This window comes from Sphaerisporangium sp. NPDC004334, assembly GCF_053602655.1.
This window is the reverse complement of the sequence record NZ_JBSGDZ010000010.1, coordinates 241,820-265,264: the sequence shown is the minus strand read 5'-3', so window position 1 is coordinate 265,264 and position 23,445 is coordinate 241,820. Positions and strand designations below refer to the sequence as shown.

The 23,445-nt window shown below is 72.2% G+C and carries 24 protein-coding genes and 1 riboswitch; of the genes, 12 read left to right on the top strand and 12 right to left on the bottom strand.

Annotated features, from left to right (window positions below):
* Positions 1-28 precede the first annotated feature (28 nt).
* Positions 29-289, top strand: coding sequence for a hypothetical protein (locus ACWEN6_RS15435; protein ID WP_354843809.1), 261 nt, complete (start codon positions 29-31; stop codon positions 287-289).
* 62 nt (positions 290-351) lie between these two features.
* Here ACWEN6_RS15435 and ACWEN6_RS15430 read toward each other — a convergent pair whose 3' ends face one another.
* The gene (locus tag ACWEN6_RS15430) at positions 352-903 is read right to left on the bottom strand and encodes a TetR/AcrR family transcriptional regulator (protein WP_452570777.1); all 552 of its coding nucleotides are present in this window, start codon (positions 901-903) and stop codon (positions 352-354) included.
* Positions 904-1,003: 100 nt separating this feature from the next.
* Here ACWEN6_RS15430 and ACWEN6_RS15425 point away from each other — a divergent pair, with 100 nt between their 5' ends.
* Both ACWEN6_RS15425 and ACWEN6_RS15420 read left to right on the top strand, forming a co-directional pair.
* On the top strand, positions 1,004-2,155 hold the full coding sequence (locus ACWEN6_RS15425; protein ID WP_452570776.1) for an FAD-dependent oxidoreductase: 1,152 nt from the start codon (positions 1,004-1,006) through the stop codon (positions 2,153-2,155).
* A 191-nt stretch (positions 2,156-2,346) separates the two neighbouring features.
* Positions 2,347-3,333, top strand: a complete 987-nt coding sequence (locus ACWEN6_RS15420) for an LLM class flavin-dependent oxidoreductase (RefSeq protein WP_380826039.1) — start codon at positions 2,347-2,349, stop codon at positions 3,331-3,333.
* A gap of 88 nt (positions 3,334-3,421) precedes the next feature.
* On the opposite strand, the gene ACWEN6_RS15415 is transcribed toward ACWEN6_RS15420, so the two are convergent.
* Entirely contained in the window at positions 3,422-4,009 is a 588-nt protein-coding gene (locus tag ACWEN6_RS15415) for a histidine phosphatase family protein (protein WP_452570775.1), read from the bottom strand.
* 205 nt (positions 4,010-4,214) lie between these two features.
* On the opposite strand from ACWEN6_RS15415, the gene ACWEN6_RS15410 reads away from it, so the two are divergent.
* Positions 4,215-4,853 (top strand): HD domain-containing protein, encoded by a 639-nt coding sequence (locus tag ACWEN6_RS15410; RefSeq protein WP_452570774.1) that lies wholly within the window; start codon positions 4,215-4,217, stop codon positions 4,851-4,853.
* Between the two features lie 40 nt (positions 4,854-4,893).
* Here ACWEN6_RS15410 and ACWEN6_RS15405 read toward each other — a convergent pair whose 3' ends face one another.
* Positions 4,894-5,322: an ATP-binding protein gene (locus ACWEN6_RS15405; protein WP_452570773.1), complete on the bottom strand. Its 429-nt coding sequence runs from the start codon at positions 5,320-5,322 to the stop codon at positions 4,894-4,896.
* Between the two features lie 269 nt (positions 5,323-5,591).
* On the opposite strand from ACWEN6_RS15405, the gene ACWEN6_RS15400 reads away from it, so the two are divergent.
* From ACWEN6_RS15400 to ACWEN6_RS15390, 3 genes are all read left to right on the top strand, one after another.
* Entirely contained in the window at positions 5,592-6,467 is an 876-nt protein-coding gene (locus ACWEN6_RS15400; protein WP_452570772.1) for a helix-turn-helix domain-containing protein, read from the top strand.
* Positions 6,464-6,679: a DUF397 domain-containing protein gene (locus ACWEN6_RS15395; RefSeq protein ID WP_452570771.1), complete on the top strand. Its 216-nt coding sequence runs from the start codon at positions 6,464-6,466 to the stop codon at positions 6,677-6,679. Before ACWEN6_RS15400 ends, ACWEN6_RS15395 begins: the two co-directional genes overlap by 4 nt.
* Positions 6,680-6,965: 286 nt before the next feature.
* The gene (locus tag ACWEN6_RS15390) at positions 6,966-7,757 is read left to right on the top strand and encodes a hypothetical protein (RefSeq protein WP_452570770.1); all 792 of its coding nucleotides are present in this window, start codon (positions 6,966-6,968) and stop codon (positions 7,755-7,757) included.
* A 64-nt stretch (positions 7,758-7,821) separates the two neighbouring features.
* Here the strand turns inward: ACWEN6_RS15390 and ACWEN6_RS15385 are convergent, their stop codons facing one another.
* From ACWEN6_RS15385 to ACWEN6_RS15345, 9 genes are all read right to left on the bottom strand, one after another.
* Positions 7,822-8,646, bottom strand: a complete 825-nt coding sequence (locus tag ACWEN6_RS15385) for an aldo/keto reductase (protein WP_452570769.1) — start codon at positions 8,644-8,646, stop codon at positions 7,822-7,824.
* A gap of 182 nt (positions 8,647-8,828) precedes the next feature.
* Entirely contained in the window at positions 8,829-9,623 is a 795-nt protein-coding gene (locus ACWEN6_RS15380) for an SDR family NAD(P)-dependent oxidoreductase (protein ID WP_354931207.1), read from the bottom strand.
* 163 nt (positions 9,624-9,786) lie between these two features.
* The gene (locus tag ACWEN6_RS15375; RefSeq protein WP_452570768.1) at positions 9,787-10,395 is read right to left on the bottom strand and encodes a GTP-binding protein; all 609 of its coding nucleotides are present in this window, start codon (positions 10,393-10,395) and stop codon (positions 9,787-9,789) included.
* Positions 10,376-10,765 (bottom strand): DUF742 domain-containing protein, encoded by a 390-nt coding sequence (locus tag ACWEN6_RS15370; RefSeq protein ID WP_452570767.1) that lies wholly within the window; start codon positions 10,763-10,765, stop codon positions 10,376-10,378. The genes ACWEN6_RS15375 and ACWEN6_RS15370 overlap by 20 nt, the downstream gene beginning before the upstream one ends.
* Positions 10,762-11,190, bottom strand: coding sequence for a roadblock/LC7 domain-containing protein (locus tag ACWEN6_RS15365; protein WP_452570766.1), 429 nt, complete (start codon positions 11,188-11,190; stop codon positions 10,762-10,764). The genes ACWEN6_RS15370 and ACWEN6_RS15365 overlap by 4 nt, the downstream gene beginning before the upstream one ends.
* 112 nt (positions 11,191-11,302) lie before the next feature.
* Complete coding sequence (locus tag ACWEN6_RS15360; protein ID WP_452570765.1) at positions 11,303-13,666, bottom strand: sensor histidine kinase; 2,364 nt, start codon at positions 13,664-13,666, stop codon at positions 11,303-11,305.
* Positions 13,667-13,912: 246 nt separating this feature from the next.
* Positions 13,913-15,706 carry a prenyltransferase/squalene oxidase repeat-containing protein gene (locus ACWEN6_RS15355; RefSeq protein ID WP_452570764.1) on the bottom strand — a complete coding sequence of 598 codons (1,794 nt, stop codon included), beginning with the start codon at positions 15,704-15,706 and terminating at the stop codon, positions 13,913-13,915.
* The gene (locus ACWEN6_RS15350) at positions 15,703-16,581 is read right to left on the bottom strand and encodes a terpene synthase family protein (protein WP_452570763.1); all 879 of its coding nucleotides are present in this window, start codon (positions 16,579-16,581) and stop codon (positions 15,703-15,705) included. The genes ACWEN6_RS15355 and ACWEN6_RS15350 overlap by 4 nt, the downstream gene beginning before the upstream one ends.
* Positions 16,581-17,882: a cytochrome P450 gene (locus tag ACWEN6_RS15345; protein ID WP_452570762.1), complete on the bottom strand. Its 1,302-nt coding sequence runs from the start codon at positions 17,880-17,882 to the stop codon at positions 16,581-16,583. The genes ACWEN6_RS15350 and ACWEN6_RS15345 overlap by 1 nt, the downstream gene beginning before the upstream one ends.
* 475 nt (positions 17,883-18,357) lie before the next feature.
* Here ACWEN6_RS15345 and ACWEN6_RS15340 point away from each other — a divergent pair, with 475 nt between their 5' ends.
* From ACWEN6_RS15340 to ACWEN6_RS15320, 5 genes are all read left to right on the top strand, one after another.
* A complete protein-coding gene (locus ACWEN6_RS15340; protein ID WP_452570761.1) occupies positions 18,358-19,209 on the top strand; it encodes a Gfo/Idh/MocA family protein in 852 nt (283 codons plus the stop codon).
* Positions 19,210-19,311: 102 nt separating this feature from the next.
* Positions 19,312-19,366: riboswitch (cobalamin riboswitch) on the top strand.
* A gap of 98 nt (positions 19,367-19,464) precedes the next feature.
* On the top strand, positions 19,465-20,421 hold the full coding sequence (locus ACWEN6_RS15335) for an ABC transporter substrate-binding protein (RefSeq protein WP_452570760.1): 957 nt from the start codon (positions 19,465-19,467) through the stop codon (positions 20,419-20,421).
* 220 nt (positions 20,422-20,641) lie between these two features.
* The gene (locus ACWEN6_RS15330; RefSeq protein WP_452570799.1) at positions 20,642-21,646 is read left to right on the top strand and encodes a FecCD family ABC transporter permease; all 1,005 of its coding nucleotides are present in this window, start codon (positions 20,642-20,644) and stop codon (positions 21,644-21,646) included.
* Positions 21,647-21,662: 16 nt separating this feature from the next.
* Positions 21,663-22,646: an ABC transporter ATP-binding protein gene (locus ACWEN6_RS15325; RefSeq protein WP_452570759.1), complete on the top strand. Its 984-nt coding sequence runs from the start codon at positions 21,663-21,665 to the stop codon at positions 22,644-22,646.
* Positions 22,634-23,407: an adenosylcobinamide amidohydrolase gene (locus tag ACWEN6_RS15320; protein ID WP_452570758.1), complete on the top strand. Its 774-nt coding sequence runs from the start codon at positions 22,634-22,636 to the stop codon at positions 23,405-23,407. Before ACWEN6_RS15325 ends, ACWEN6_RS15320 begins: the two co-directional genes overlap by 13 nt.
* Positions 23,408-23,445: the final 38 nt, after the last annotated feature.

Here is a 23,445-nt window from a genome sequence, read left to right as displayed (position 1 = left end):
TTCGTGGGGGCCCGTGATGCTGGATCAGATGACTCTCTACCCCGTAGCCGATGATGTGCTGTTCGCGCCGGGGGGCCGCGTCGTGATCCGTACGTACGGCGTCGCGTCCGCGGCCTCCACCGAGGACGGCAGCCGCCCGGTCTCCTACCGCACCTGGGTCACCGGGGTCAGGGACCAGCCGAGATACTGGCGCTGGGGCCACTTCGAAGACGCCCGCCACGGCCACCGCAAGGTCCTTGAGTGGCTGACCGGCCGAGGCCCGCAGCCCAAGCCGGTCACCTCCTTCTGACCCGCCCCTGCCTCGCTCCGGTCCGCCCGTCCTCCCTCTGACGCGCTCTGCCGCCGTGCCCCTCAGGAAGGGGCGGTGAGGTAGCGCTGGACCGTGGGGGCGAGCCAGGCGACGATCTCGTCGCGCGTCATCTCCACGACCGGCGGCAGGCACAACACGTAGCGGCACAGCGCCATGCCCAGCACCTGGGTGGCGACCAGGCCGGCCCGCCGCGCGGCGTCGGCGGGGCCGGCCGCGGGCACGGCGACCGTCGGCCCGAGCTGCCCCGCGAAGATCACCCGCAGCCGGCCGGCCGCCTCCGCGTTGGTCACGCTCGTGCGCAGCAGCACCATCAGCGCTTCGTCGGCCTCCCAGCGTTCCAGGAAGTGGGCCACCAGCGTGGCGCCGAGCCGGTCGCGGGGGATCGCCGTGAGATCGGGGAGCCGGAGGTCGAAGTCCGCGGCCGCGGCGAAGAGCCTCTCCTTGCTGCCGAAGTAGCGCATCACCATCGACGGGTCGATGGCGGCGTCGGCGGCGATGGCGCGGATGGTGGCGCGCTCGTACCCGTCGGCCGCGAAGCGCTCGCGCGCGGCCGCCAGGATCGCGGCCTTGGTGTCCTCGGACGATCTCCTCATGCCAACAAGTGTAGGCCAACGCCTGTTGACATGACGATTCCGGCGACGCAGACTTATGCCAACGGTTGTTGACCAACAAGCGTTGACACAGGAGGTCGCCATGTTCCCCCCAGCCACCACAGACGTACTGGTCGTCGGCGCGGGCCCCACCGGGCTCACCACCGCCCTCGGCCTCGTCCATCAAGGACGATCGGTCACCGTGGTCGACGCGCGCGCCGCGGCGGACACCACCACCCGCGCCGCCGTCGTGCACGCCCGCACCCTCGAGGTGCTGGAGCCCTACGGCGTGGCCGGCCGGCTCGTCGCGCGCGGCCTGCCGGTGCCCCGTTTCACCGTCCGCGACCGGGACCGCGTGCTGGTGCCGGTGCCCTTCGGCGGCCTGCCCACCCCCTACCCCTACACCCTGATGATCTCCCAGGAGGTCACCGAGGCCGTGCTGCTGGAACGGCTCACCGAACTCGGCGGCCACGTCCTGCGCCCCTCCACGCTCTCGGCGTTCGAACAGGACGCCTCAGGGGTGACCGCCACCTTCACGACCGGCGAGACCGTCCGCGCGCGGTACCTGGTGGGCGCCGACGGCATGCACAGCACCGTGCGCGAGCAGGCGGGCATCGGGTTCACCGGCGGCGCCTACGCCGAGTCCTTCAGCCTCGCCGACGTGCGCCTGACCGTCGGCGGGGTGCCGGACGACGAGGTGATCCTGTACTTCTCGCCCGCCGGGCTGGTCGTCGTGGCCCCGCTCCCCGGCGGCGTCCACCGCATCGTGGCGACCGTGCGGGAGGCGCCCAAGGAACCGGACGCCGCGTTCGTCCAGGACCTGCTCGACACGCGGGGGCCGCGGGTACGGCGGGCGATCGTCCGTGAGGTGCTGTGGGGGTCGCGGTTCCACGTCCAGCACCGGATCGCCGACACCTACCGGGCCGGGCGCGTCCTGCTCGCGGGGGACGCCGCGCACGTCCACAGCCCGGCCGGCGGCCAGGGCATGAACACCGGCATCGCCGACGCGGCGGCCCTGGCGCGCACCCTGGACGAGGTCCTCGCCGGAGGATCGCCCGACCTGCTGGACGCCTACGGCGCGACGCGCAGGCCGGTGGCCGAGCAGGTCGTCTCCCTCGCCGACCGCCTGACCCGCCTCGCCACGGCCGACCGCCGCCTCACGCCGCTGCGTAACCTGGCACTCCGGCTGGTCACCCTGCACCCCGCGGTGCGCCGCGACCTGGCCTGGCGCCTGTCCGGCCTCCGCTACCGCTGATCTCCGCACCGCCCGCCGACCGCGCCTGACCAGGCGACCGCTCACCGCGTGCCCGCTCCAAGGTGGCGATCGCGTGGGAGCCGGCCGATCGGCCACCTTCACGGGTGGGCCGGCCGGAGGGAAATAGTCATGGCCGAGTGGCTGTTGCATACCTCCGTTCGTGCCGTCATCGGGTGAAAGGGCGTTTCTCCATGGCTCTGCCGCTGTCCATCCTGGATCTTGCGTACATCCGTGAGGGAGGGACGGCCTCCGACAGTCTCGCCGCCAGCGTCGCCCTCGCCCAGCGGGCCGAGGAGCTCGGATACCGGCGCGTCTGGTACGCGGAGCATCACAACATGAGGTACATCGCGTCCTCGGCGACCAGCGTGGTCATCGCGCACGTGGCAGCGCACACCCGGACGATCCGCCTCGGATCGGGCGGAGTCATGCTGCCCAACCATTCCCCGCTGACCATCGCCGAGCAGTTCGGCACCCTGGAGACCCTTCACCCCGGGCGCATCGACCTCGGCCTCGGCCGGGCCCCGGGCAGCGACCAGCAGACCATGCGGGCCCTGAGGCGCACGCCCACCTCCTCGGACGCCTTCCCGCAGGACGTGCTGGAGCTCCAGGGCTACCTGACCGGCGAGAGCCGCATCCCCGGCGTCCACGCCATCCCGGGCAAGGGCACCAACGTGCCGCTGTACATCCTCGGCTCCTCCCTGTTCGGCGCCCAGCTCGCGGCGGCGCTCGGGCTCCCGTACGCGTTCGCCTCCCACTTCGCGCCCGACGCGCTGGAGGAGGCCGTCGCCCTCTACCGCCGTGAGTTCAAGCCGTCCTCCCAGCTCGACCGGCCGTACGTCATGGCCGCGCTCAGCGTGATCGCGGCGGACACGACCGAGGAGGCGCGCGAGCAGCAACTCGCCGCCCTGCGGCTCAGGGTGCACAACTTCCTCGCGGCGGGACGGCCGTACGACGAGCAGGAGGCCGACATGCTTCTGGCCTCGCCCGCGGGGCGCCAGATCGGGCGGATGACCAAGTACTTCGCCGTCGGCGACCCGGCGGAGGCCGCGGCCTACGTGTCCGAGTTCGCCGAGCACGCCCAGGCGGACGAGCTGATCGTCTCGCTCGCCTCACCGGATGCCAAGGCGTCGATCAGGTCGGCCGAACTCCTGGCGGAGGCGCACGGCCTGTCCGCCTGACGGCCCGGCCCGGGCGATCCGCGAAGCCGGAACGCACCGGGGGGCGCGCCATCTCCGGGGAGCGCGCCCCCTCGCCGATGCCGGACGTTCAGGGGGTGACCTGGGCGTTCCAGCGGGTGAGGGCCGGCTCGCCGTGCTCGTACCCGAGGGCCGAGATGGTGCCGGTGTCGAGCACGAAGTGGCGGCCCTCCCGCGGCGGCAGTTCCAGCCATCGGGCGGTGAGGACGCGCAGGAAGTGGCCGTGCGCGACCAGCGCGACGGTGCCCTCGACGTCCCTGACCCGGGCGATCACCCGGTCGGCGCGCTCGGCGACCTGCTCGATCGTCTCCCCTGGGTGCTCGGCGTCCCCGGGGATCACCCCGTCGCGCCACAGGTACCAGCCCGGCCGCTCCGCGCGGATGTCGGCCGTGGTGATGCCCTCGTAGCCGCCGTAGTCCCACTCCCACAGGTCGGGGTCGGTCTCGACGCCGGTCAGACCGGCCAGCTCGGCCGTGTACCGGGCCCGTTCCGCCGGGCTGACCAGGACGAGCGAGAAGGTCCTGTCCTTCAGCGCGGGCGCCAGGGCGCTGGCCTGGTCCTCGCCCTTGGGCGTCAGCGGAAGATCGGTGCGGCCGGTGTGCCGCCGGTCGCGGCTCCACTCGGTCTCGCCGTGCCGGAGAAGAATCAGCTCGTCCATATCGACCAATCATCTACCGCCCGTGCACGTGCACGTCGCCGGGGGTGCCGGGCGGATCCCGCCGTGTCCTGATCTGTGGGGTGGAGGTCCAGGGGCGCGGGCGCGGCGGCGGGGGATGAGTTGCGACAGTGGAGGGGAAGACGCCGGCTTCGCGGAGGGCGAGCCCACAGGGCCGGCCTCCGTCGCAACACAAGGAGTCCCCGATATGAGCGAGATCATCGCAGGCGTCGCCATCCCGGACTCGGCGCTCGCCACCGAGGCGACCGAGCTGGTCCGTGACAGCGCGCCCGAGCTGTTGTACCACCACTCCCGCCGCGTCTACCTGTTCGGCGCCCTCCAGGGGCGCCGGCTCGGCCTCACGGCCGATCCCGAGCTGCTGTACGTGGGCGCGATGTTCCACGATCTCGGGCTGACCGACCGGCTCCGGCGCGACGACCAGCGGTTCGAGCTGGACGGGGCCGACGAGGCGCGCCGGTTCCTCGCCTCGCACGGCGTCCCGGAGGCGGACATCCGCAAGGTGTGGGAGGGCATCGCCCTGCACACCACCCCCGAGATCCCCTACCGGCTCGAACCGGAGGTCGCCCTGGTCACCGCCGGGGTGGAGACCGACGTTCTCGGCATCGGTTACCGGGAGCTGGACCCGGGCGACGTCGCGGCGGTCACGGCGGCCCATCCCCGCCCGGACTTCAAGCGGCGCATCCTCCAGGCGTTCACCGACGGCTTCAAGCACCGCCCGGACACGACGTTCGGCACCGTCAACGCCGACGTCCTGGAGCACTACGTCCCCGGGTTCCGGCACATCGACTTCGTCGAGGTCATCCTGAAGTCCGACTGGCCGGAGTGACGTGGATGGCGGGAGCGGGGGCCTGGCCGGCGGCGGCCGGTCAGGCGGTGGAGTCGTCAGGCGGGCACTTCTTGCGGAACCAGACGGTCTTGGCGGGGCCCTCCGGGGAGGGTAGGACGCCCCAGTCGTCGCAGAGGGCCTCGACGATGGTCAGCCCACGTCCGTGCTCGTCGTCGTCGGTGCCGCTCCGGCGCTCGGGCCGTCCGGCCCCGTGGTCGGTGATCTCCGCGAGCAGCGTCTCCCCGGACACCCGGAGCGTGAACCGGATCGGCGGCAGCCCGTACAGGACGGCGTTGCTCAGCACCTCGGTCGAGGCGAGCACGATGTCGTCGGTGAGGTCGTCGCCCGCCCCGGCGAGCTGCCACTTGCTCAAGGTCTGCCGGATCATCTTCCGCACGTCCGCGAGGACGGTCGGATCCCGGGGGATGTCCCAGTACGCGGCGCGTTGCCCGTCCGGAGTCCCGCTCATGTGTGTCCTTGTCTATGCCGCATATGACCTGGAAGACCCTACTCTGTCCATATTTGAGGTGTTCAGGCAGGTCGGTGAGGTCGCACCCTTCGCCGCCTCGTCGGTACGGCGGTCCCCGAAGCCCGCGACCCATCCGATCGGGCCTCCGGGGACCACGGGCTCAGACTGCCCATCGGCGGTCGTTCCAGTAGCCGGAACGCGAGGACACTGCACGGACGAACGGCTGTCCGGATCGCGTCACGATCGGTCTCTCATTCGCCGGAGCCGGTATGCGAAACCGCGGGGAAACGGCGCTCGCCCGGCTGTTCGGAGGTGTGGTGGGACGGGAACGCGACCTCGATCCGAATACGAGCCCGCGCGCCTTCTTCGGCAGCGAACTGCGCCGCTGCCGGAAGCGGATCGGATTGTCCCAGCCGCAACTGGGCGAACGTACCACCTACAGTCCGGACATGATCGGCAAAATCGAACGCGGTGAACGACCGCCCTCTCCGGAATTCGTGCAGCAGTGCGATGACATCTTCCGATTGGACGGCCATTTCCACCGCCTCTACCAGTTCGTGCTCCAGACCCCGGGCCCTGCCTGGTTCGCCCGCTGGCTCGAAGGGATCGAACCCCGAGCCACCGTCCTGCGCACCTGGGACCCCCTCCTGATCCCCGGCCTCCTGCAGGTAGAGGACTACGCGAGGTACGTCATAGGCGGAGAACCGAAGATCACCGAATTGGACCGTGAAGAACGGGTGGCGGCGCGCATGCGAGGTAAGTCCATCTTGGATGCCGAAAGTACCCTTTCGGTATGGATCATCCTCGATGAGGGGGTGTTGCGGCGTCCGATTGGCACGGATGAGGTTATGCGCGATCAGATCCAGTACCTTCTCGACGTCGCTAGGCGTCCCAATGTGGTGATTCAGGTCGTCCCTTATGGGGGCAACAGTACTGCCGGACTCCTGAGCGCTTTCATCATCGCCGAGCGTCCTGACGGGCCCGATACCGTGTACATCGAGTCCTCGGGCGATGGCGTGGTGACGGCCGATCGCGGACCGGTGATGTCCATTCGCGGGCGGTGGGACATAATACGAGCCGATGCCTACCCAAAAGATGCATCGCTGGCCCTGATCAAGGACTCGATGGAGCAGTGGAGCGCATGAACCGCAACAGTGCTGCCCTTGCGGGAGCGATGTGGAGAAAGAGCACATACAGCGGCTCGAGTGGCGGTGGATGCGTCGAGGTCGCGAGCAACCTCGGCAGGGTTGTCGGCGTCCGGGACAGCAAGGTGTCCGGGGGGCCGGTTCTGCTGTTCTCGGCGGGGGAGTGGAGCGCCTTCCTCGCCGGCGTCGGAAACGGTGACCTCGGAAGCTGAGTGAAGGCGGGGGCGATCGGTTGTGGGGTTGGGGCGCTTACTGAGCATTCTCGTGTGTGCTGTGGTGCTCGCCACGTTCGTGGTGGTGCTTCTCCTCGATGACCGAACGCCGGACCTGACGGAGGTCGGCTCCCAGACAAGACCGTCGGGAGAGTCGTCCACTCCGCCCGGCCACTCGGGGGCCGCATCGTCGTCCTCGCCTCCGCTTTCCTCTTCGCCCATCGCCGGGTCGTCGTCATCCGCGGCATCCGAGTCCGCGGTGCCCGAGCCGGCGATCGGAGCCGTCATGGTGGTGACCGGCGATGCGCCGGTCGCGATGCCCCTGGATCGGTATCTCCCGTCCATCGTCGACATCGCGACCGTCGGGGCGGCCGTGGAGGTCGTGGCGGCCTCGTGCATGCACGCCCTGGGCCACCGCTCCTGGCGTGCGCCCGACCTTTCCCGTATTCGACGTGGAGGAAAGGACGTCGAACACGACTTCTTCCCGTATCTCGACCCGGTGAAGGCCGCCAGGTCGGGCTACGCGCCCCCCGGTCCTGATCCGGTGCCGTCCGGGTTTCCCGGCGACTCGCAGAGACGCCCGCTGAGCGAGGCCGAGAAGTTGGCCTACCGGGGCGCGCCGGGCGAGCAGCCGCCCGGCGCGGGATTCTCCGGGGGATGCCTGGGAGAGGGAGAGCGGAAGGTCCGTGGTCGGCTGCCGAGACTGCCGGTCGATGCGCGGATGCTCGCCGGTGATTCCCAGGCTCGTGCCCGTACGGACAGCAGAGTCCGCGAGGCGATCGAGGACTGGAAGCGGTGCATGGCCGCCAACGGCCTGGCCTATCCGGACCCGATGCTCGCACGGCTCGACCCGCGGTGGTCCCGGCAGAAGGGAACTCCGGCGAGTGCGGAGGAGAGGCGGGTGGCCGCCATCGACGCCTCCTGCCAGAAGAGCGTCAACTTCGTCGGCGTCTACAAGACCGTGCGCAAGGCGTACCAGGAACGGTTCCTGTCCGAGCACCACGACGAGATCATCGACAGCGTGCGCGTCTTCGGCTCGTGGCTGGCGAACGCCCGCGAAATCCTGGCGACCGGCTGAAGCGGGCCGTTCCCCGGCGCCGGGGAACGGCCCGACCGGGCCGGCGGAGCGTCGGACAGAGTGGTCAGTTGAAGGTGTCGGGGTCGGGGCCGGTGCGGGTGGCGGTGTCGAGGGTGGCGATGGCGGCCATGTCGTCGCCGGTGAGTTCGAAGCCGAACACGTCCAGGTTCTCGCGGATGCGCTCGGGCGTGACGGACTTGGGGATCACGATGGAGCCGAGCTGGAGGTGCCAGCGGAGGATGACCTGGGCCGGGGTCCTGCCGTGCCGCTCGGCGATCGAGGTGATGGCGGGGTCCTTCAGCAGGCCGCCCTGGGCGAGCGGGCTCCACGCCTCGGTGGCGATGCCGTGCTCGGCGTGGAAGGCGCGCAGCTCCGCCTGCTGCAGGTTCGGGTGCAGCTCGATCTGGTTCAGGACCGGGGGGATCTCGCAGTGGTCGAGCAGGCGCCGCAGGTGGCCGGGCTGGAAGTTGGACACGCCGATGGCGCGCACCCGGCCGTCCGCGTACAGCTTCTCGAACGCGCGCCAGGTGTCGAGGTAGCGGTCGCGGGCCGGTGTGGGCCAGTGGATGAGGTAGAGGTCGATCTGGTCCAGGCCGAGCTCGGCGGCGCTCTGGTCGAACGCGGCGAGCGTGGAGTCGTACCCCTGGGCGCTGTTCCACAGCTTGGTGGTGACGAAGACGTCCTCGCGCGGCAGGCCGGACTCGGCCAGGGCGAGGCCGACGCCCCGCTCGTTGCCGTAGGCCGCCGCCGTGTCGATGCTGCGGTAGCCCGACTCCAGCGCGGTGGTGACGGCGGCCACCGTCTCGTCCTGCGGGATCTGGAAGACGCCGAAACCGAGCTGTGGGATTCGCACGTCGTTGTTGAGCGTGATGGTGGGTACGCCGGTCATGGTCATCGCCTTACGTGATCGCCTTGGTTCGTGCTCGGCCGGCGGGTCGTCGCCGGCCGGCGGAGCGGGCTCCGCGAAGCCGTGGACGCCCCGTTCAGGGTGCGCGTGATGCACTCCCCGGCCTCGGACCGGACAAACGACCGAAGGCCGTGTTTGCCGAAATAGGGTGCACAGGTCCGCGGTCAGGGGATCAGGGTGGGGACGACGCCGCCGTCGGCGCGGAGGGCGGCGCCGGTGGTGGCCGAGGCGAGGTCCGAACTGAGGTAGGTCACCAGGTTGGCGATCTCCTCAGGGCGGATCAGGCGGCGCAGCAGGGAGGTGGGGCGGCCCTCGGCGATGAAACGGCGCTCGGCCTCCTCGAAGGGCACCTCGTCGCCGAACAGCTCGCCGATGAACTTCTGAACCCCCTCGGTGAGGGTGGGCCCGGCGAGCACGGAGTTGACGGTGACGCCGCTGCCGGCCACCGACTGGGCCATGCCCCGCGAGACCGCGAGCTGCGCCGTCTTGGTCATGCCGTAGTGGACCATCTCGGTGGGCGTCATCATCGCCGAGTCGCTGCTGATGAAGATCGCGCGGCCCCAGCCCCGCTCGACCATGCGCGGCACGTACAGCCGCGCCAGGCGCACGCCGCTGAGGACGTTGACCTCGAAGTAGCGCCGCCACTCGGAGTCGGGGATCTCGAACACCGGCGCCGGGCCGTAGACGCCGGTGTTGTTGACCAGGATGTCGACCTCGGGCGCGGCGGCGAACAGCGTGTCCGCGCCTTCCTCGGTGGCCACGTCGGCGGCCACGGCACGGACGCCGGGGTTGCCGCTCGCCTCGCCGATCGCGGCGGCGGCGTCCTCGGTGCGCCGCTCGTCGCGGCCGTTGACCACGACGCCGGCGCCGGCCCGGGCGAGGGCGGTGGCGATGGCCTGGCCGATGCCCGACGTGGACCCGGTGACGAGTGCGGTGCGGCCGGTCAGGTCGATGTGCATGGCGAGGCTCCAGACGATCGCGTTCAGCGGTACCGTCCTGACGGTAGTTGCGCGCGCCGCCTATTGCAAACGCCGACATTCGGCGTACACCATCACATGTCCGGATATCGGGACCGGGCCGTGGCCGCCGTCCGCCACGCCCGGCCAGGAGCCGTGGTGCCGGTCAGCCGGCGACCGGCTCCTCGGCGCCGGTGCGGCTGCGCATCGCGTGCTGCACCAGTGTGACCAGCACGTTCTTGCTCGACTCCCGTTGCCGCGCGTCGCAGAGGACGACGGGTGTGGCGGGGCCGAGGTCGAGCGCCATGCGGATCTCCTGCAGGTCGTAGCGCCTGGCGCCCTCGAAACAGTTGACCGCGACGATGAACGGCGTGCCGCGCCGCTCGAAGTAGTCCACCGACGGGAAGCAGTCGGCCAGGCGGCGGGTGTCGGCGATCACCACGGCGCCCATCGCGCCCAGCGCCAACTCGTCCCACACGAACCAGAACCGCTCCTGGCCCGGGGTGCCGAACAGGTACAGCACGTGGGCGTCGCCGATGGAGATGCGGCCGAAGTCCATCGCGACCGTGGTGGTCTTCTTCTCCTCCACGCCCGACAGGTCGTCCACGCCGACACCCCGGTCGGTGAGCGTCTCCTCGGTGCGCAGCGGGCGCGTCTCCGACACCGAGCCGACCATGGTCGTCTTGCCTGCCCCGAACCCGCCCGCGATCAGGATCTTGATCGCCGTGGGCAGCTTGGCGCGCGCCGCGCCGACGTCAGAGCGTACGGAGTCCATTGAGCACCGCCTTGTAGGTTTCCAGGTCGAGAACGTCCGTCTCCCGCGCGGGCTCCTGGATGGCGACGAGCCCTCGGTCCACGAGGTCGCCCAGCAGGACGCGGACGGTGCCGGCCGGCAGGTCCAGGTGGGCGGCGATCTCGGCGACCGACAACGGCCGCTCGCACAGCCTGACGATGGTGTGGTGCTCGGGGCCGAGGCCGGGCTCGGTGGCGGGCGCCGTGTTCAGGGTCACCACCAGGGTGATCAGGTCGATACGGCCCCGGCTCGGCTCGGTGCGCCCGCGCGTCATCACGTACGGGCGGACGATGCGCCCGGCCTCGTCGTCGAGCCACTGCTCCTCGGCCGGGTCGTCGGACAGGTGCGTCATGTGCCGCCCCCTTCCCTTCTGGCGGCGCCGTCGGAGCGGGCGGGCGAGGTGAGGTACTGCCCGACACGGGTCACCAGCATGGCCATCTCGTAGGCGACCAGGCCCACATCGGCGTCGCCGGCGCACAGGACGGCCAGACAGGCGCCCTCTCCGGCCACGGTCACGACAAGGTAGGCCGACTTCATCGCGATGATGGTCTGCCGTACGGCTCCGCCCGCGAAGCGCTCGCTGGCCCCCTGGGCCAGGCTCTGGATCCCCGCCGCCACCGCGGACAGGTGCTCGGCGTCGGCCCGCGTGAGGCCTTGCGATGTGGCCAGGAGCAGCCCGTCGGTGGACAGAACGATCCCGTGTTCGGCTTCCCTCACCCGCTCGACCAGGTCGTCCAGCAACCAGGCCAGGTCGGCGGGGGAACTCGTCCTTTGCATCACTCGCTGTCCTCTTTTACCGGCTCACACTGTTCACTACGTCGTCTCCATTGGTCTCCGGCGGTCACCTGGCGAGGCGGAGTTCGGTCACCCGCGGCCGTGGTCCGCGGGCTCACGGGGATGCGGTCGGAGGTTCGTCCTCCCGTGTCGGGGTGGCGTCCAGGCGGCGCGGCAGCCTGGCGGCGTCGAAGCGGCCGCGTTCCGTGCCGCTCTGGAAGGAGCCCATCAGCCGCCGCAGGTCCTCCGGCGACAGCTCGTCGTCCTCCTCGGCGGCGGCCGGGACCGGCGGCGGGGGCTGCTCGCGCAGCTCCGGCGCCAGGTGCGCCTGCGCGACGCGCCTGGGCAGCCCGGAGGGGGTGTAGGCGGGCCGCTCGGGCGGGGGCGCCGGCAGGTCCGGCAGCTCGTTGACGGGCGGGTCGTCCCACCGCGGGGCCACCGTCAGCAGCGGCGGACGGGAATCCTCGGGATCGTCGGCGGCGTGCACGGGAACCTCCCCGGTCGGACTGTGCCCTCCCTGCCGGGGCTCCGGCACGCCGTTCAGCGGCACGCCGGCGGGCGCCGCGTCCGGCTCGATGTCGGGCTCGATGTCGGAGTCGGACTCGATCAACTCGCGGGGGATCAGGACGACGACGGTCGTGCCGCCGTACGGAGAGGACTTCAGCGTGACCCTGATCTTGTGCCGCGAGGCCAGGCGGCTGACCACGTACAGGCCGAGGCGGGGCGTGCCGCTCAGCTTGAACTCGGGCGGGTCGGCGATGCGCTCGTTGGCCGCGGCCAGCTCGTCCGGGGGCATGCCGAGACCGCGGTCCTCGATCTCCACGACGTATCCCTTGGCGACCTCCTGGCCGCTGACCTGCACCGAGGCGTACGGCGGGGAGAAGGAGACGGCGTTCTCGATCAGCTCGGCGAGCAGGTGGATGACGTCGCCGATGGCCCGGCCGGCGAGCTGCGCCTCGCCCATGGGCATCAGCGTGACCTGGGTGTAGTCCTCCACCTCGGCGAGCGCGCCGCGGACCACGTCGACCATCGGCACCGAGCGCCGCCAGGCGCGGCCGGGGGAGGCGCCGGACAGGACGATGAGGTTCTCGGCGTTGCGCCGCATGCGGGTGGCCAGGTGGTCGACCCGGAACAGGTCGGCCAGCTCGCCCGGCTCGGTCTCCCGCTTCTCCATGGCGTCGAGGATGGTGAGCTGCCGGTGGACCAGCGACTGGGTGCGCCGGGCCAGGCTGAGCAGGATGCCCCGGTAGCCGCGCCGCAGCTCCGCCTGCCCCACCGCGACCGCGATGGCCGTCTCCTGGACGATGTTCAACGCCTGGCCCACCTGCCCGATGGCGTCGTTGCCGACCGCGAGCGGCGGCGCCTCGGCCTTGACGTCCACGTCGTCGCCCCGGCCGAGACGTTCCACGACGCTCGGCAGCCTCTGTGAGGCCAGCTCCAGGGCGGCGGCGCGCAGCTCCTCCAGCCGCCGCACCAGCGCGCGGGCCGTGGTGATCGACAGCATGATGGACGCGATGACCGCGAGCAGGCCGAGACCCCCCATGAGCACCAGGCGGACGATGACGCCGACCGCGAGGGGTGTGGCCCGCTCGACCAGGGCGTCTCCGCTGTCCTGGATGAGCCGGTCGAGCTGGGAGAGGATGCTCTCGGCCGACGACCTCCACGTCTCCGCCCCGACGGGCGGCGGGCCGCCGCCCATGCCTTCCCGGATGAGCTGGTCTTCGGTCGAGCGGAAGCGCTTGAAGGTCTCGCTGTTCTCCAGCCGCTGGAAGGCGGCGTGCTCCATCGTGGGGAGCTCGGAGGAGGCGCCGGCCAGGGTGTACCGCCGGGCGCCGACCATCTGGCTGAAGGTGACCGCTTCGGCCGGGGTGAGCCCGCCCGCCGCCAGCGCGCCGGCGACGAACGCGTCCTCCTGCGAGATCAGCTCCTTGGCCCGCGCCATCGCGACCAGGGTGCGGGTGTCCTTGGCGAAGTCCTGGTCGTCCAGGCCGGCCAGCGCGTCGTAGATGTTGTAGACCGACTCGACGACCTGGGTGAAGGCCTCGCCCGCGGCGTGGCGGTCGATCTGGCGGGCGTCGATGCGCTTGCGCAGGGGCACCAGGCGCTGGAGCGACTGGTCGGCCGCCGCGATGCGGCGCAGCACGGCGTCGCTCGCCGCGCGGCGCACGCTGGCGTCGCCGATCAGGCGGTGGAAGGTCTCTCCCGCCGCCAGCGTGCGCGCGCGCTGGGTGGTGAGCGTCCCGCTCGGTCGGTCGCGGAGGTCGTCCTCGCCCAGCGTGACCGTGGTCAGCAGGCGCTCGCGCTGGAGCTCGGTGATCAGCCGCTCGGCCGGCTGTGACACGTTGGTGTCGAGTGTGTTGACCCACAGCAGGTTCAGGCCCTCGCGGAAGGTCACCCACGCCGCGAAACTCCAGAGCGCCACGAGTGATATCAGCAGAGCCGTGACCTTGGCACGTACCCGCGGATTGTGGAAGCGCATAACTCCATCCCTGGCCAAAGTCAGGAAGCCCTCCGTGCCGTCAGGGCGCATGATATCGGTGAAACCGGTGTCGAAGTATGTTATTGCATGGCTATCGCGTCGAAGGGGGCATTTCACCGTGTCGCCCCCGGAACCTTAGCATGGAGGAAATCCGGCCACGATCCTCCGCTGTCAGCACCGGTAAACATGGCAGTTAAGGATGGTCCTATATGGTGACGTCTCCCGTATGGTGTCCGGTTAGTCGCATTAATGGGCGGATTTCAGATGCGGTGCCACCGTCGCGTCACGCCCCGCGAGATGCAGTGCGCCGATGATGGCCGCGCGGACGACCGCGAGCGGCGTGTACAGATCCTTGTCGTGCCACATGGGCGTGCACGGCTCATCCTCGCCCGCGCGCAGCAGGTAGGCGTGCCCGGAGGCGACCGCGCGGTCGCGTCCGGGCTCCTCGCGCGCCGACTCGCACAGCAGCAGCGTCTGCATGGCATAGGCGGTCTCCTCCGCCGTGCCCCGCCACAGCCCCCACGCGCCGTCCGCCCGCTGACCCGACAGCACCCAGCGCACCGCCCGCCGCACGCGGTCGCGCTCGACGCGCCCGCCGCCGGCCGCGTCGAGCGCGACCGCGCAGCACATCGTCGCGTAGTAGGGGGAGGCGTGCCACCGGTCCGACCAGCTCCCGTCGGCCGCCTGCCGTTCGAGCAGCCAGCCCGCGACCTCCGCCATCGCGGCCGCGTATCGGGGGGAGGCGTCGGGACGGCCGGTGGCGTACTCGCGAAAGCAGTCCAGGACGTGCGCGTTGGTCGTCGTCGAGAACCCCTGCTCGCCCTGCCAGGTCGCGAAGTGCGTCCCGGCCCGGTACCCCCACAGACTGGCGGGCTCCCCGGGCTCCCCGGGCTCCCCGGGCTCCCCGGTCGCGCCCGCCAGGGCGAGGGCGTACAGGGCGACCGAGGTGGTGTCCGCGTCACCCGGCAGTCCCGCTCCCGCCGGGATGCCCTGAGGGCCGAGCCCCTCGTTCAGGCTCCGCAGCACCCGCGCCGGCATGGCCACCGGGACGCCCGCGCGAAGCAGCCAGCTCACCACCCAGCCGCGTTCGAACACGGTGATCGGCATCCCGCACGGCACCGGCCCGCCGTGCAGGCGCGCCACCGCCTCCAGGTGGACGCGCGCCGGATGGCCCGGCTCGGGAGCCCTCCCGGCGCCGAGCCACGCGGCCGTGGCGGCGGGCGAGGCTCCGACCGTCCCGGCCGGCGTGATCGGCACCCCGCGGGCGCCGGCCGCGGCGTCGCCCGCCACCTCCAGGGCGTGCATCAGCTTGTCCGGCAGCACGGCGCCCGCGCGCAGCGCCGAGCGGACGCCGGCCAGCCTGTCGGTCCGCATGCCCGGCGGCAGGGACAGCGACGCCGCCCCGTCCCCCAGGGGGGAGGGGGCCAGGCCGGCCGCCCGCACAGCCTCCAGGTGCCCGTTCACCGCCTCCACCAGGTACGGGACGATCAGCTCGACCGCCGGCATGTCGGGGCGCGGGCCCGTGTACCCGCCGCGCGACCACCGCAGCAGCGCCCGCAGCCCGCGCCCGGCCGCCGCGGCCGGCGTCCCGTGCTCGCCGTCCAGGGCCGTGGTCAGCGGGCCGCCGCCGGTGGCGCCGCCCGCCGTGCGGCCGCGCCGCAGTTCGGCGAGCAGGGCCTCGGTGGCGCTCAGCGTGGGCACCAGGGCGTAGTCGTCATGCACGCCCCACGAGCCGTCCGGTCGCTGGGCGCCGGTCAGGAACGCCACGCGCTCGGCGTGGCCGGTCAGCCACGGGGCCAGCGTGACCAGCCGTCCGGTCTCGTAGACCGACGCGGTGACCTCGCCCCAGGGTCGCTCCGTCAGCCCCCGCACAAGCGCGCCGGCCCGCGCCGCCAGGTCGCCTGTGGTGTTCCCCGTCGTGCCGCCCGCGGTGGGGGAGGTGTGCCTGTTCGCCGAGCCGCCGCGGCTGATGGCCGCGCGGCCGTTGACGTGAGGCGTGGTGCGGTCCGATGCGCCGGGGGGCGGGAGGAGGGCGCTCACAGCCGCCCCCAGTACTCGCCGAGCGCGTAGAAGCCGGCGCAGAAGTCCATCTGGCGCTCCAGGTAGTCGGCCAGTCGCGGGTGGACGTCCCGCACGCCGCCGATCAGCTTCCCGGCCTCGGCGGTGAGCACGGCGACGCGGTCGCCGACCTCTTCGCGCGTGGCGCCGATCAGCAGGGCGTTGACGTCTCCCCAGCTCCGGTCCCGCTCATAGCTGCTCAGGTCGTTGAGCAGCCGCATCACCCGCTGCACCGCGCGGGCCGCCTCGCGCACCTGCTGCGCGGCCATCGGGGCGTCCTGGCCGCCGGTGGCGATCCAGTGGCAGGTGAACACCAGGCTGAAGGCGTGGTTGTCGGCGTTGGCCAGGTACTCCTCCAACGACGGGGTGGCATGGGCGGCCTTCCAGTCCCACTCCCGCACCATCGCCTCGAGCGTGCGCCGCAGTTCGTCCTGCCAGATGTCCTCCATCGCCGGCCACGCCGGCGCCCCGGCCAGCCCGGCGCGGATGTCGGCGAGCATCCGGGCAAGGTCGTCCCCGGGTGGCGGCCCCTCGCCGGCCGCCACCTCCAGGCACACCCGCGCGTGGCCGCGGACCTCCTCCGCCGAGGTGAGCGCGTAGTCGATCAGCCAGTCGAGTGCGAACGCCCACAGGCACGCCTTGTTCGCCGTCCTCAGCTCCTCGGCGGTGTGCCGCGGTCCGCTGAACGCCATCGCCATCGCCACCGTGCCGTACAGCGCGGCGTCGAACGGCTTGGCGGAGAACAGGGCGGGGTAGGCGGCCGCCCACTCGGTCATGTGCCGCTGCGATCGTCCGGCCACCGCGGCGGCCCGCCCGCATTCCACGGCGCTCAGGCCGTGCGCGAAGGACGCCGCCATCACAGCGCCCCACGCAGCAGGTGGGGGGCGCGTACCAGTGCCAGTTCCACCTTCTCCTTCGGGCGCAGCGACCCGGCCGCGGCCGGCGTGAACGGCCCGCCGCCGCGCACCACCGGGCGGAATCGGCTCAGCAGCGCCGCCACGATGAGCGGCGCGGCCATGTCGAACAGATGCCGGCCGAGGCACTGGTGGGGTCCGCCGCCGAAGGGGAAGTAGGCGTACCTGTGCCTGCGCTCCTGCCGGCCGGGCGCGAACCGCTCGGGGTCGAATTCCAGCGGGCGTTCCCAGAACTCGTCCAGCCGGTGGGTCGCGTAGGGGGTGATCAGCACCTGCGCTCCGGCCTCGATCTGCACCCCGCCGACCAGGTCGGCCCGCTTGGCCATGCGCGGGAACAGCCAGCCCGCCGGCCGCAGGCGCATCAGCTCCTGCAGGACCATCTTGGTGTAGCGCAGTTCGGGCAGGTGGGAGGCCCGGACCGGCCCGTCGCCGACGACCCGGCCGACCTCCTCGTAGAGGCCGGAGGCGACCTCCGGATGGGCGGCGAGCGTCGCCCACAGCCAGGTCAGTGTCGTCGCCGTGGACTCGGCCGCCGCCCCGTAGACGCTGACGATGTCGTCGCGCACCTGTCGCTCGTCGGCCCCCTGCTCCTCGCGCGCCCGGACGAGCGCGGAGAACACGTCGGTGCCGGACCGCCGCCGGTCCCGGTCCTGCCTGATCATCGGCAGGACGACGTCGTCGATCCGCCGGACCGCGTCCATGAAGGCCCGGTCGCCGGGGAGCCGGACGCTGTACGGCATCGACGGCAGGAGCAGGCGGAAGGCGATGGAGCGCGCCGCGCGGTCGTAGGCGGGGGACAGGCGGCGCCCGCCCTCACGCGACAGCCGCCCGGCGAACAGCACCTTGATCACCGTCTGGTTGACGACGTCGGCCAGTTCCTCGCCCGCGTCGAACGAGCGCCCCGACGCGGCGTACGGCTCCAGTTCGGCGATCCGCTCGTCCACCGCCGCCGCCATCTGCTCGGCGAGGGAGGCGACGTACCTGGCGGTGAACAAGGGCTGCAGGATCTCGCGGCTGCTCTGCCAGGCGGCTCCGTCGTCCAGGACGCTCGCGCCGAGCAGCCGCTGGAGGGGCCGCCAGAACATCCCCTGGCGCTGGTAGTTCTCCCAGTTGCCGCGCAGGACGTGCTGGACGTCGTCGGGGTGGCTGACGAGGTAGATCGACGGGGTGCCCACGGGCAGCCGGACGATGCCTCCCGCCGACTCCCTCCCCAGTTCCGCCAGCATGTTCACCGGGTCGCGCACGATTGGCGCGAGTATCCGGCGGAGCGGAATTGTTCGGGCACGCCGGGGGGAAGCGACGACCGACATCGTGACTACTCCAATTGTGAGCTGCTTGTGGGGTATCCGGGGTCATGTCTTGATGGCGTGGACTGTTCCGCCTCGCGATGCGGGCACCGGCCCAGACGAGGTCAGGCGTCGGTCGACGGGGCACGTCCGGCCTGTTCGGAGCACGTCTGTGTCGGGCACCGCTCGCCGCATGACCACGAATGCGACAATTGCTTACTCTCCTGGCAAATTGGTGCAGGCCCAATGAGCTATCACGATCTACGACTCCGATCAAGTTTCCGGGCAACTAATGATTTTCTTCGTCAGATATGGTATTTGCCGGTCTTTCCGGGCCCCCGCATCCGAGCGGTCGGCCGGAGATGCCGCGCGCCCGGCTGAGGCTCGGCTAGTCTCGCCACGATTGATCTGATAAGTCGGGAGCTGATGCGTCGTGGAACCGGTGTCGGTGGGCCTGATCGGAGCAGGGCCGTGGGCGGAGGCCGTCCACGCCCCCACCATCGCCGCGGGGCCGCACACGCGGCTGACCGGCGTCTGGGCCCGCAGGCCGAGAGCCGCCGCCCGGCTCGGCGTCCCGGTGTACGAGCGCCTGGAGGAGTTGTTCGAGGTCTGCGAGGCCGTCGCCTTCTGCGTGCCGCCCGGCGTGCAGGCCGAACTGGGCGTCCTGGCCGCCCGCGCCGGCAAGGCGCTGCTGCTGGAGAAGCCCCTCGCCGCCGACCTCGACGGGGCCAAGCGCCTGGCCGACGCCGTGGGCGAGGCGGGGGTCGCCTCCCAGATGGTGCTGACCTTCCGCTACTCGGCCACGACCAAGGCGTTCCTCGAACGCGTGCGCGCCATCGAACCGTTCGGCGGATACGCGATGAACGTTTCAGGAGCCCTCTACACCATCGACTCCCCGTGGCGGCAGGAGCGGGGAGCCATCCTGGACGTCGGGCCGCACATGATCGACATGCTGGACGCCTCCCTCGGGCCGGTCACCGGCGTGCGCGCCCACGGCCACACCCTCGGCTGGGTGGGCCTGCTGCTGGAGCACCAGAGCGGCGCGGTGAGCGAGGCGTCGCTGTCCATGGCCGCCCGCGTCGACCACGGCGCCTCCCAGGTCGCGGTGTTCGGCCGCCAGGGCACCGAGACCCTCGACGGCGGCGATCTCGGCTACGACGTCTTCCCCGACATGGTCGCCGAGTTCGCCCACACCGTCCGCCGCGGCGGCGGCCACCCCCTCGACGCCCGCCACGGCCTGCGCCTGCAGGAGATCATCGCCGCCGCCGAGGCCCAGCTGCGCTGATCATCGCAGGTCAGGGGCCTCGGACACGGGCGGGTTCCGACCCGTCGTGTCCGATCCCGCCGGGGGTTGGTACCGTTCCCTTGACGCGCGCAGCGCAGCGAAGCCGGTGAGAGTCCGGCGCTGTCCCGCAACTGTGAGGCCCTCCGGCCGAGCCAGGTCGCCTGCGTGCCGCGCCGACGCCATCAACCCTCGTGGAAAAGGGTGATCCGTCATTTCGCGGGTCTCTCGATTCCCGGCAACTGGAGGAATCCCCTCGTGAGGCCCGTGCACACGGCCTTGGCGGGCGCGTTGCTGGGTGCGCTGACGCTGGCCGCATGCGGCCAGTCCGGCGGCACCGCAGCAGGCTCCGCCACCCCGGCCGCCCCCGCCCCCGCCGCCTCTTCGCAGGCGCCCGGCTTCCCGGTCACCGTCCAGGCCGGCAACGGCGCGGTCACCATCCCCGCCAAGCCCGCGCAGATCGTCTCGCTCTCGCCCACCGCGACCGAGAACCTGTTCGCCATCGGCGCCGGCCCGCAGGTCGCCGCGGTCGACGACCAGTCGACCTACCCCGCCGACGCGCCGAAGACCGACCTGTCCGGCTTCAAGCCGAACGCCGAGGCGATCATCGCCAAGAAGCCCGACCTGGTCGTGCTCGCCAACGACACCGGCGGCGTCGTGGCCGCGCTCACCAAGGTCGGCATCCCCGTCCTGCTCGAACCGGCCGCGACCAAGCTGGAGGAGAGCTACGACGAGATCGCCGACCTCGGCGCCGCCACCGGGAACCCCGACAAGGCCGCCCAGGTCACCTCGGACATGAAGGCGCAGATCGAGCGGCTCGCCGCCGCCGCGCCCAAGGACGCCGGGCTGACCTACTTCCACGAACTGGACAACACCCCGTACTCGGTCACCTCCGGCACCTTCATCGGCCAGATCTACGGCATGTTCGGCCTGACCAACATCGCCGACAAGGCCCCGGACGCCGCCGGCGGCTACCCCAAGCTCTCCAGCGAGTTCGTCGCCAAGGCCGACCCGGACCTGATCTTCCTCGCCGACACCAAGTGCTGTGGTCAGTCCAAGCAGACCCTGGCCAAGCGGCCCGGCTGGGGCGGCCTGTCGGCGATCAAGAAGGACCAGGTGTTCCCGATCGACGACGACATCGCCTCCCGCTGGGGCCCGCGCGTCGTCGACTTCGCCAAGGCCGTCGACGCGGCGGTCAAGAAGGCCGCCGGCTGACCGGCCCGGCCCCGAACCACCTGCGAGAACCATGACCGGCACCCGCCCGGACCCCTCCCCGCCCTCCGTGCCTTCCGTGCCCGCCCCTCCCGGCGCCGCGGAGGACGACCCCGCCATCTCCCCGGAACCGGCCGCCTCCGGGGAACCGGCCACCGGGGAACCGGCCGCCTCCGGGGAACCGGCCTCCGGGGAACCGGCCGCCTCCGCGGAACCGGGCAAAATGCGGCCGGTGGTGCCGTTCGTCGCGGCCGGCCTGCTCGCGGTCTGCCTGCTGGCCGGGCTGATGATCGGCGCGGCCGGGCTGCCGCTCAAGGGCGTCGTGCTGGAACTACTGGACCGGCTGCCGTTGGTCTCGGTGCACTCCGGGCTGTCCCCGGTCGAGCGCGGGCTGCTCTTCGAGCTCAGGATGCCCCGCGTCGTGCTGGCGGCGATCGTCGGCGGGCTACTGGCGATGGCGGGCGCCGGCTACCAGGGCGTGTTCCGCAACCCGCTCGCCGACCCGTACCTGCTCGGCGCCGCCGCCGGCGCGGGCCTCACCGCCACCCTGGTCATCGTCCTGGTCCAGGCCGAGGGGCTGGTGCCGCTGGCGGCCTTCGGCGGGGCGATCGGCGGCGTGCTGCTGGCGTACGCGCTGGGCAACACGGCCGCGCGCGGCGGCGGCACCGCGACCCTGGTCCTGGCCGGGGTGGCGGTGGCCTCCTTCCTGTCGGCGTTGCAGGCGTTCGTCCAGCAGGTCAAGGTCGAGCAGCTCCAGCGCATCTACTCGTGGATCCTCGGCGGCATCGGCGGCGACTGGTCGCAGGTGTGGCTCGTCGCCCCCTACGCCGTGGTCTCGGCGGCCGTGCTGATGGCGCACGGCCGCCTGCTCGACGTGCTGTCGGTCGGGGACGACGAGGCCGGCAGCCTCGGGGTGAACGCGGCTCGCGTCCGGCTCGTGGTGCTGTGCGCGGCCTCGCTGGCCACGGCGTCGGCGGTGGCCGTCAGCGGGCTCATCGGGTTCGTCGGCATCGTCGTGCCGCACGCCGTCCGCCGCCTCGCGGGCGGGTCCTACCGGGTGGTGCTGCCGATCTCGCTGCTGGCAGGGGCCGCGTTCCTGGTGCTCGCCGACCTGGTCGCCCGCACCGTCCTGGCCCCGGCCGAACTGCCCATCGGCGTGGTCACGGCCTTCATCGGCGCCCCCTTCTTCGTCGCGGTGCTGCGCGCCACCAGGGCGGTGGAGGCATGACCACGAGGAGACGGTCGTGAGCGCGATCGAGGTGAGCGGGCTGTCGGTGTCGCTCGGCGGGCGGACGGTGCTGTCGGACGTCGGGCTGTCGGCGCGTGACGGCGAGTGGCTGGCGGTCATCGGCCCGAACGGCGCCGGCAAGTCCACGCTGCTGCGCGCGATGATGGGCCTGCTGGACGCGCGGGGCGAGGTGCTGGTGGACGGGCTGCCCGCGCGCTCGCTCAAGCCGCGGCAGCGGGCCCGGCTGATGGCCTACGCCCCCCAGAACCCCCTGCTCCCGCCCGGCCTGACCGTCCTGGAGTACGCCCTGCTGGGACGCACCCCCTACATCTCCTACCTCGGTCGCGACGGCAGGCACGACCGCGAGGTCACCGAGTCCGTCCTGGAACGCCTGGACCTGGCCGGCCTCGCGCGCCGGCCGCTCGCCCACCTGTCCGGCGGCGAGCGCCAGCGGGTCGTGCTCGCGCGGGCACTGGTCCAGCGGGCGCCCGTGCTGCTGCTCGACGAGCCGACGACCGCCCTCGACCTCGGGCACCAGCAGCAGGTGCTCGAACTGGTCGATCGGCTGCGCCTGGCGGACGGGCTGACGATCGTCACGACCGTCCACGACCTCAGCGTGGCCGGGCAGTACGCCGACCGGGTCCTGCTGATCGCCGACGGCCGCGCCGTCGCCTCCGGGCCGGTCGGCCGGGTGCTCACCGAGCCGCTGCTGGCCGGCACCTTCGGCGCTCATGTCCGCGTCGCCCAGGGCGAGGACGGCCGCCCCCTGGTCAACCTCGTCCGCCCCGCCCTCCCCATGACGCCCGACCGGGCGAACGGTCCCGTGGAGGTGCGCCCGGCGGAGGCCCACCCCGGCGCCGAACCTGACAACCCACGGCCAGGCGGCGCTCCCGAGCGGCCTCGGCCAGGGGACGATTCCGAGCAGTCTCGGCCGGGAAGTCATTCCGAGCAACCTCGGCCGGGGGATGATCCCGGACAGGGTGACGCATGCTCTCCCTGAGCCATCGGCACGAGGACGGCGCCCGTCTGGCCTCCCTGCTATGGGATCTCGGGCCCGGATGGCGGGCCATCTCCTCGGCCATGCTGGGAGGCGGCATCGGCCCGGTGGAGTGGGTGCTGAACGCGCAGGTCGTCGGCGCCTACTCGCGGATGGACCCGGTCGCGCACCTGCTCGAACTCGCGCCGCCCGGACGCGGGGTCGGCATGCTGACGGCGGCCTCGGTCGCCGACCACACCCGCGCGCACGACGGGGGAGTGGACGCCGTGGCCACCGTCGGCCTGCGCGTCCCCACCTGGGCCGCCTCCCCCGAAGGCACCCCCGACCCCGAACTCCGCCCAGCCCCCGAGCCCCGCCCCGCCCCCGAAGCCCGCCCGGGCCTCGACTCGGACGTCCGGGGGGAGGCGGCCACCCGGCCGGTCTTCCCGGCGCCGGGGACCATCAACATCATCGTGGCCGTCCCGGTGGCGATGAGCGACGCCGCCCTGGTCAACGCCGTGATGACGGTGACCGAGGCGAAGGCGCAGGCCCTGGCCGAGGCGGGATACGCCTGCACGGGCACCGCCTCGGACGCCGTGTGCGTCGCGGTCCGCGCCGAGGGCCCGGAGGAGCCGTTCGGCGGCCCGCGGTCCACGTGGGGCGCCCGCGTCGCCAGAGCCGTCCACCGCTGCGTCCTCGCCGGCGCCCACGCTTGGCCCACCCTCGACCACACCCCCGCCTCCGCCTCCCGCCCGTTGCCTCCACATCCCTGGCCCACCCCCTGAAACCACCGGCTCGCCCCACTCCCAGACCCATGCTGGGC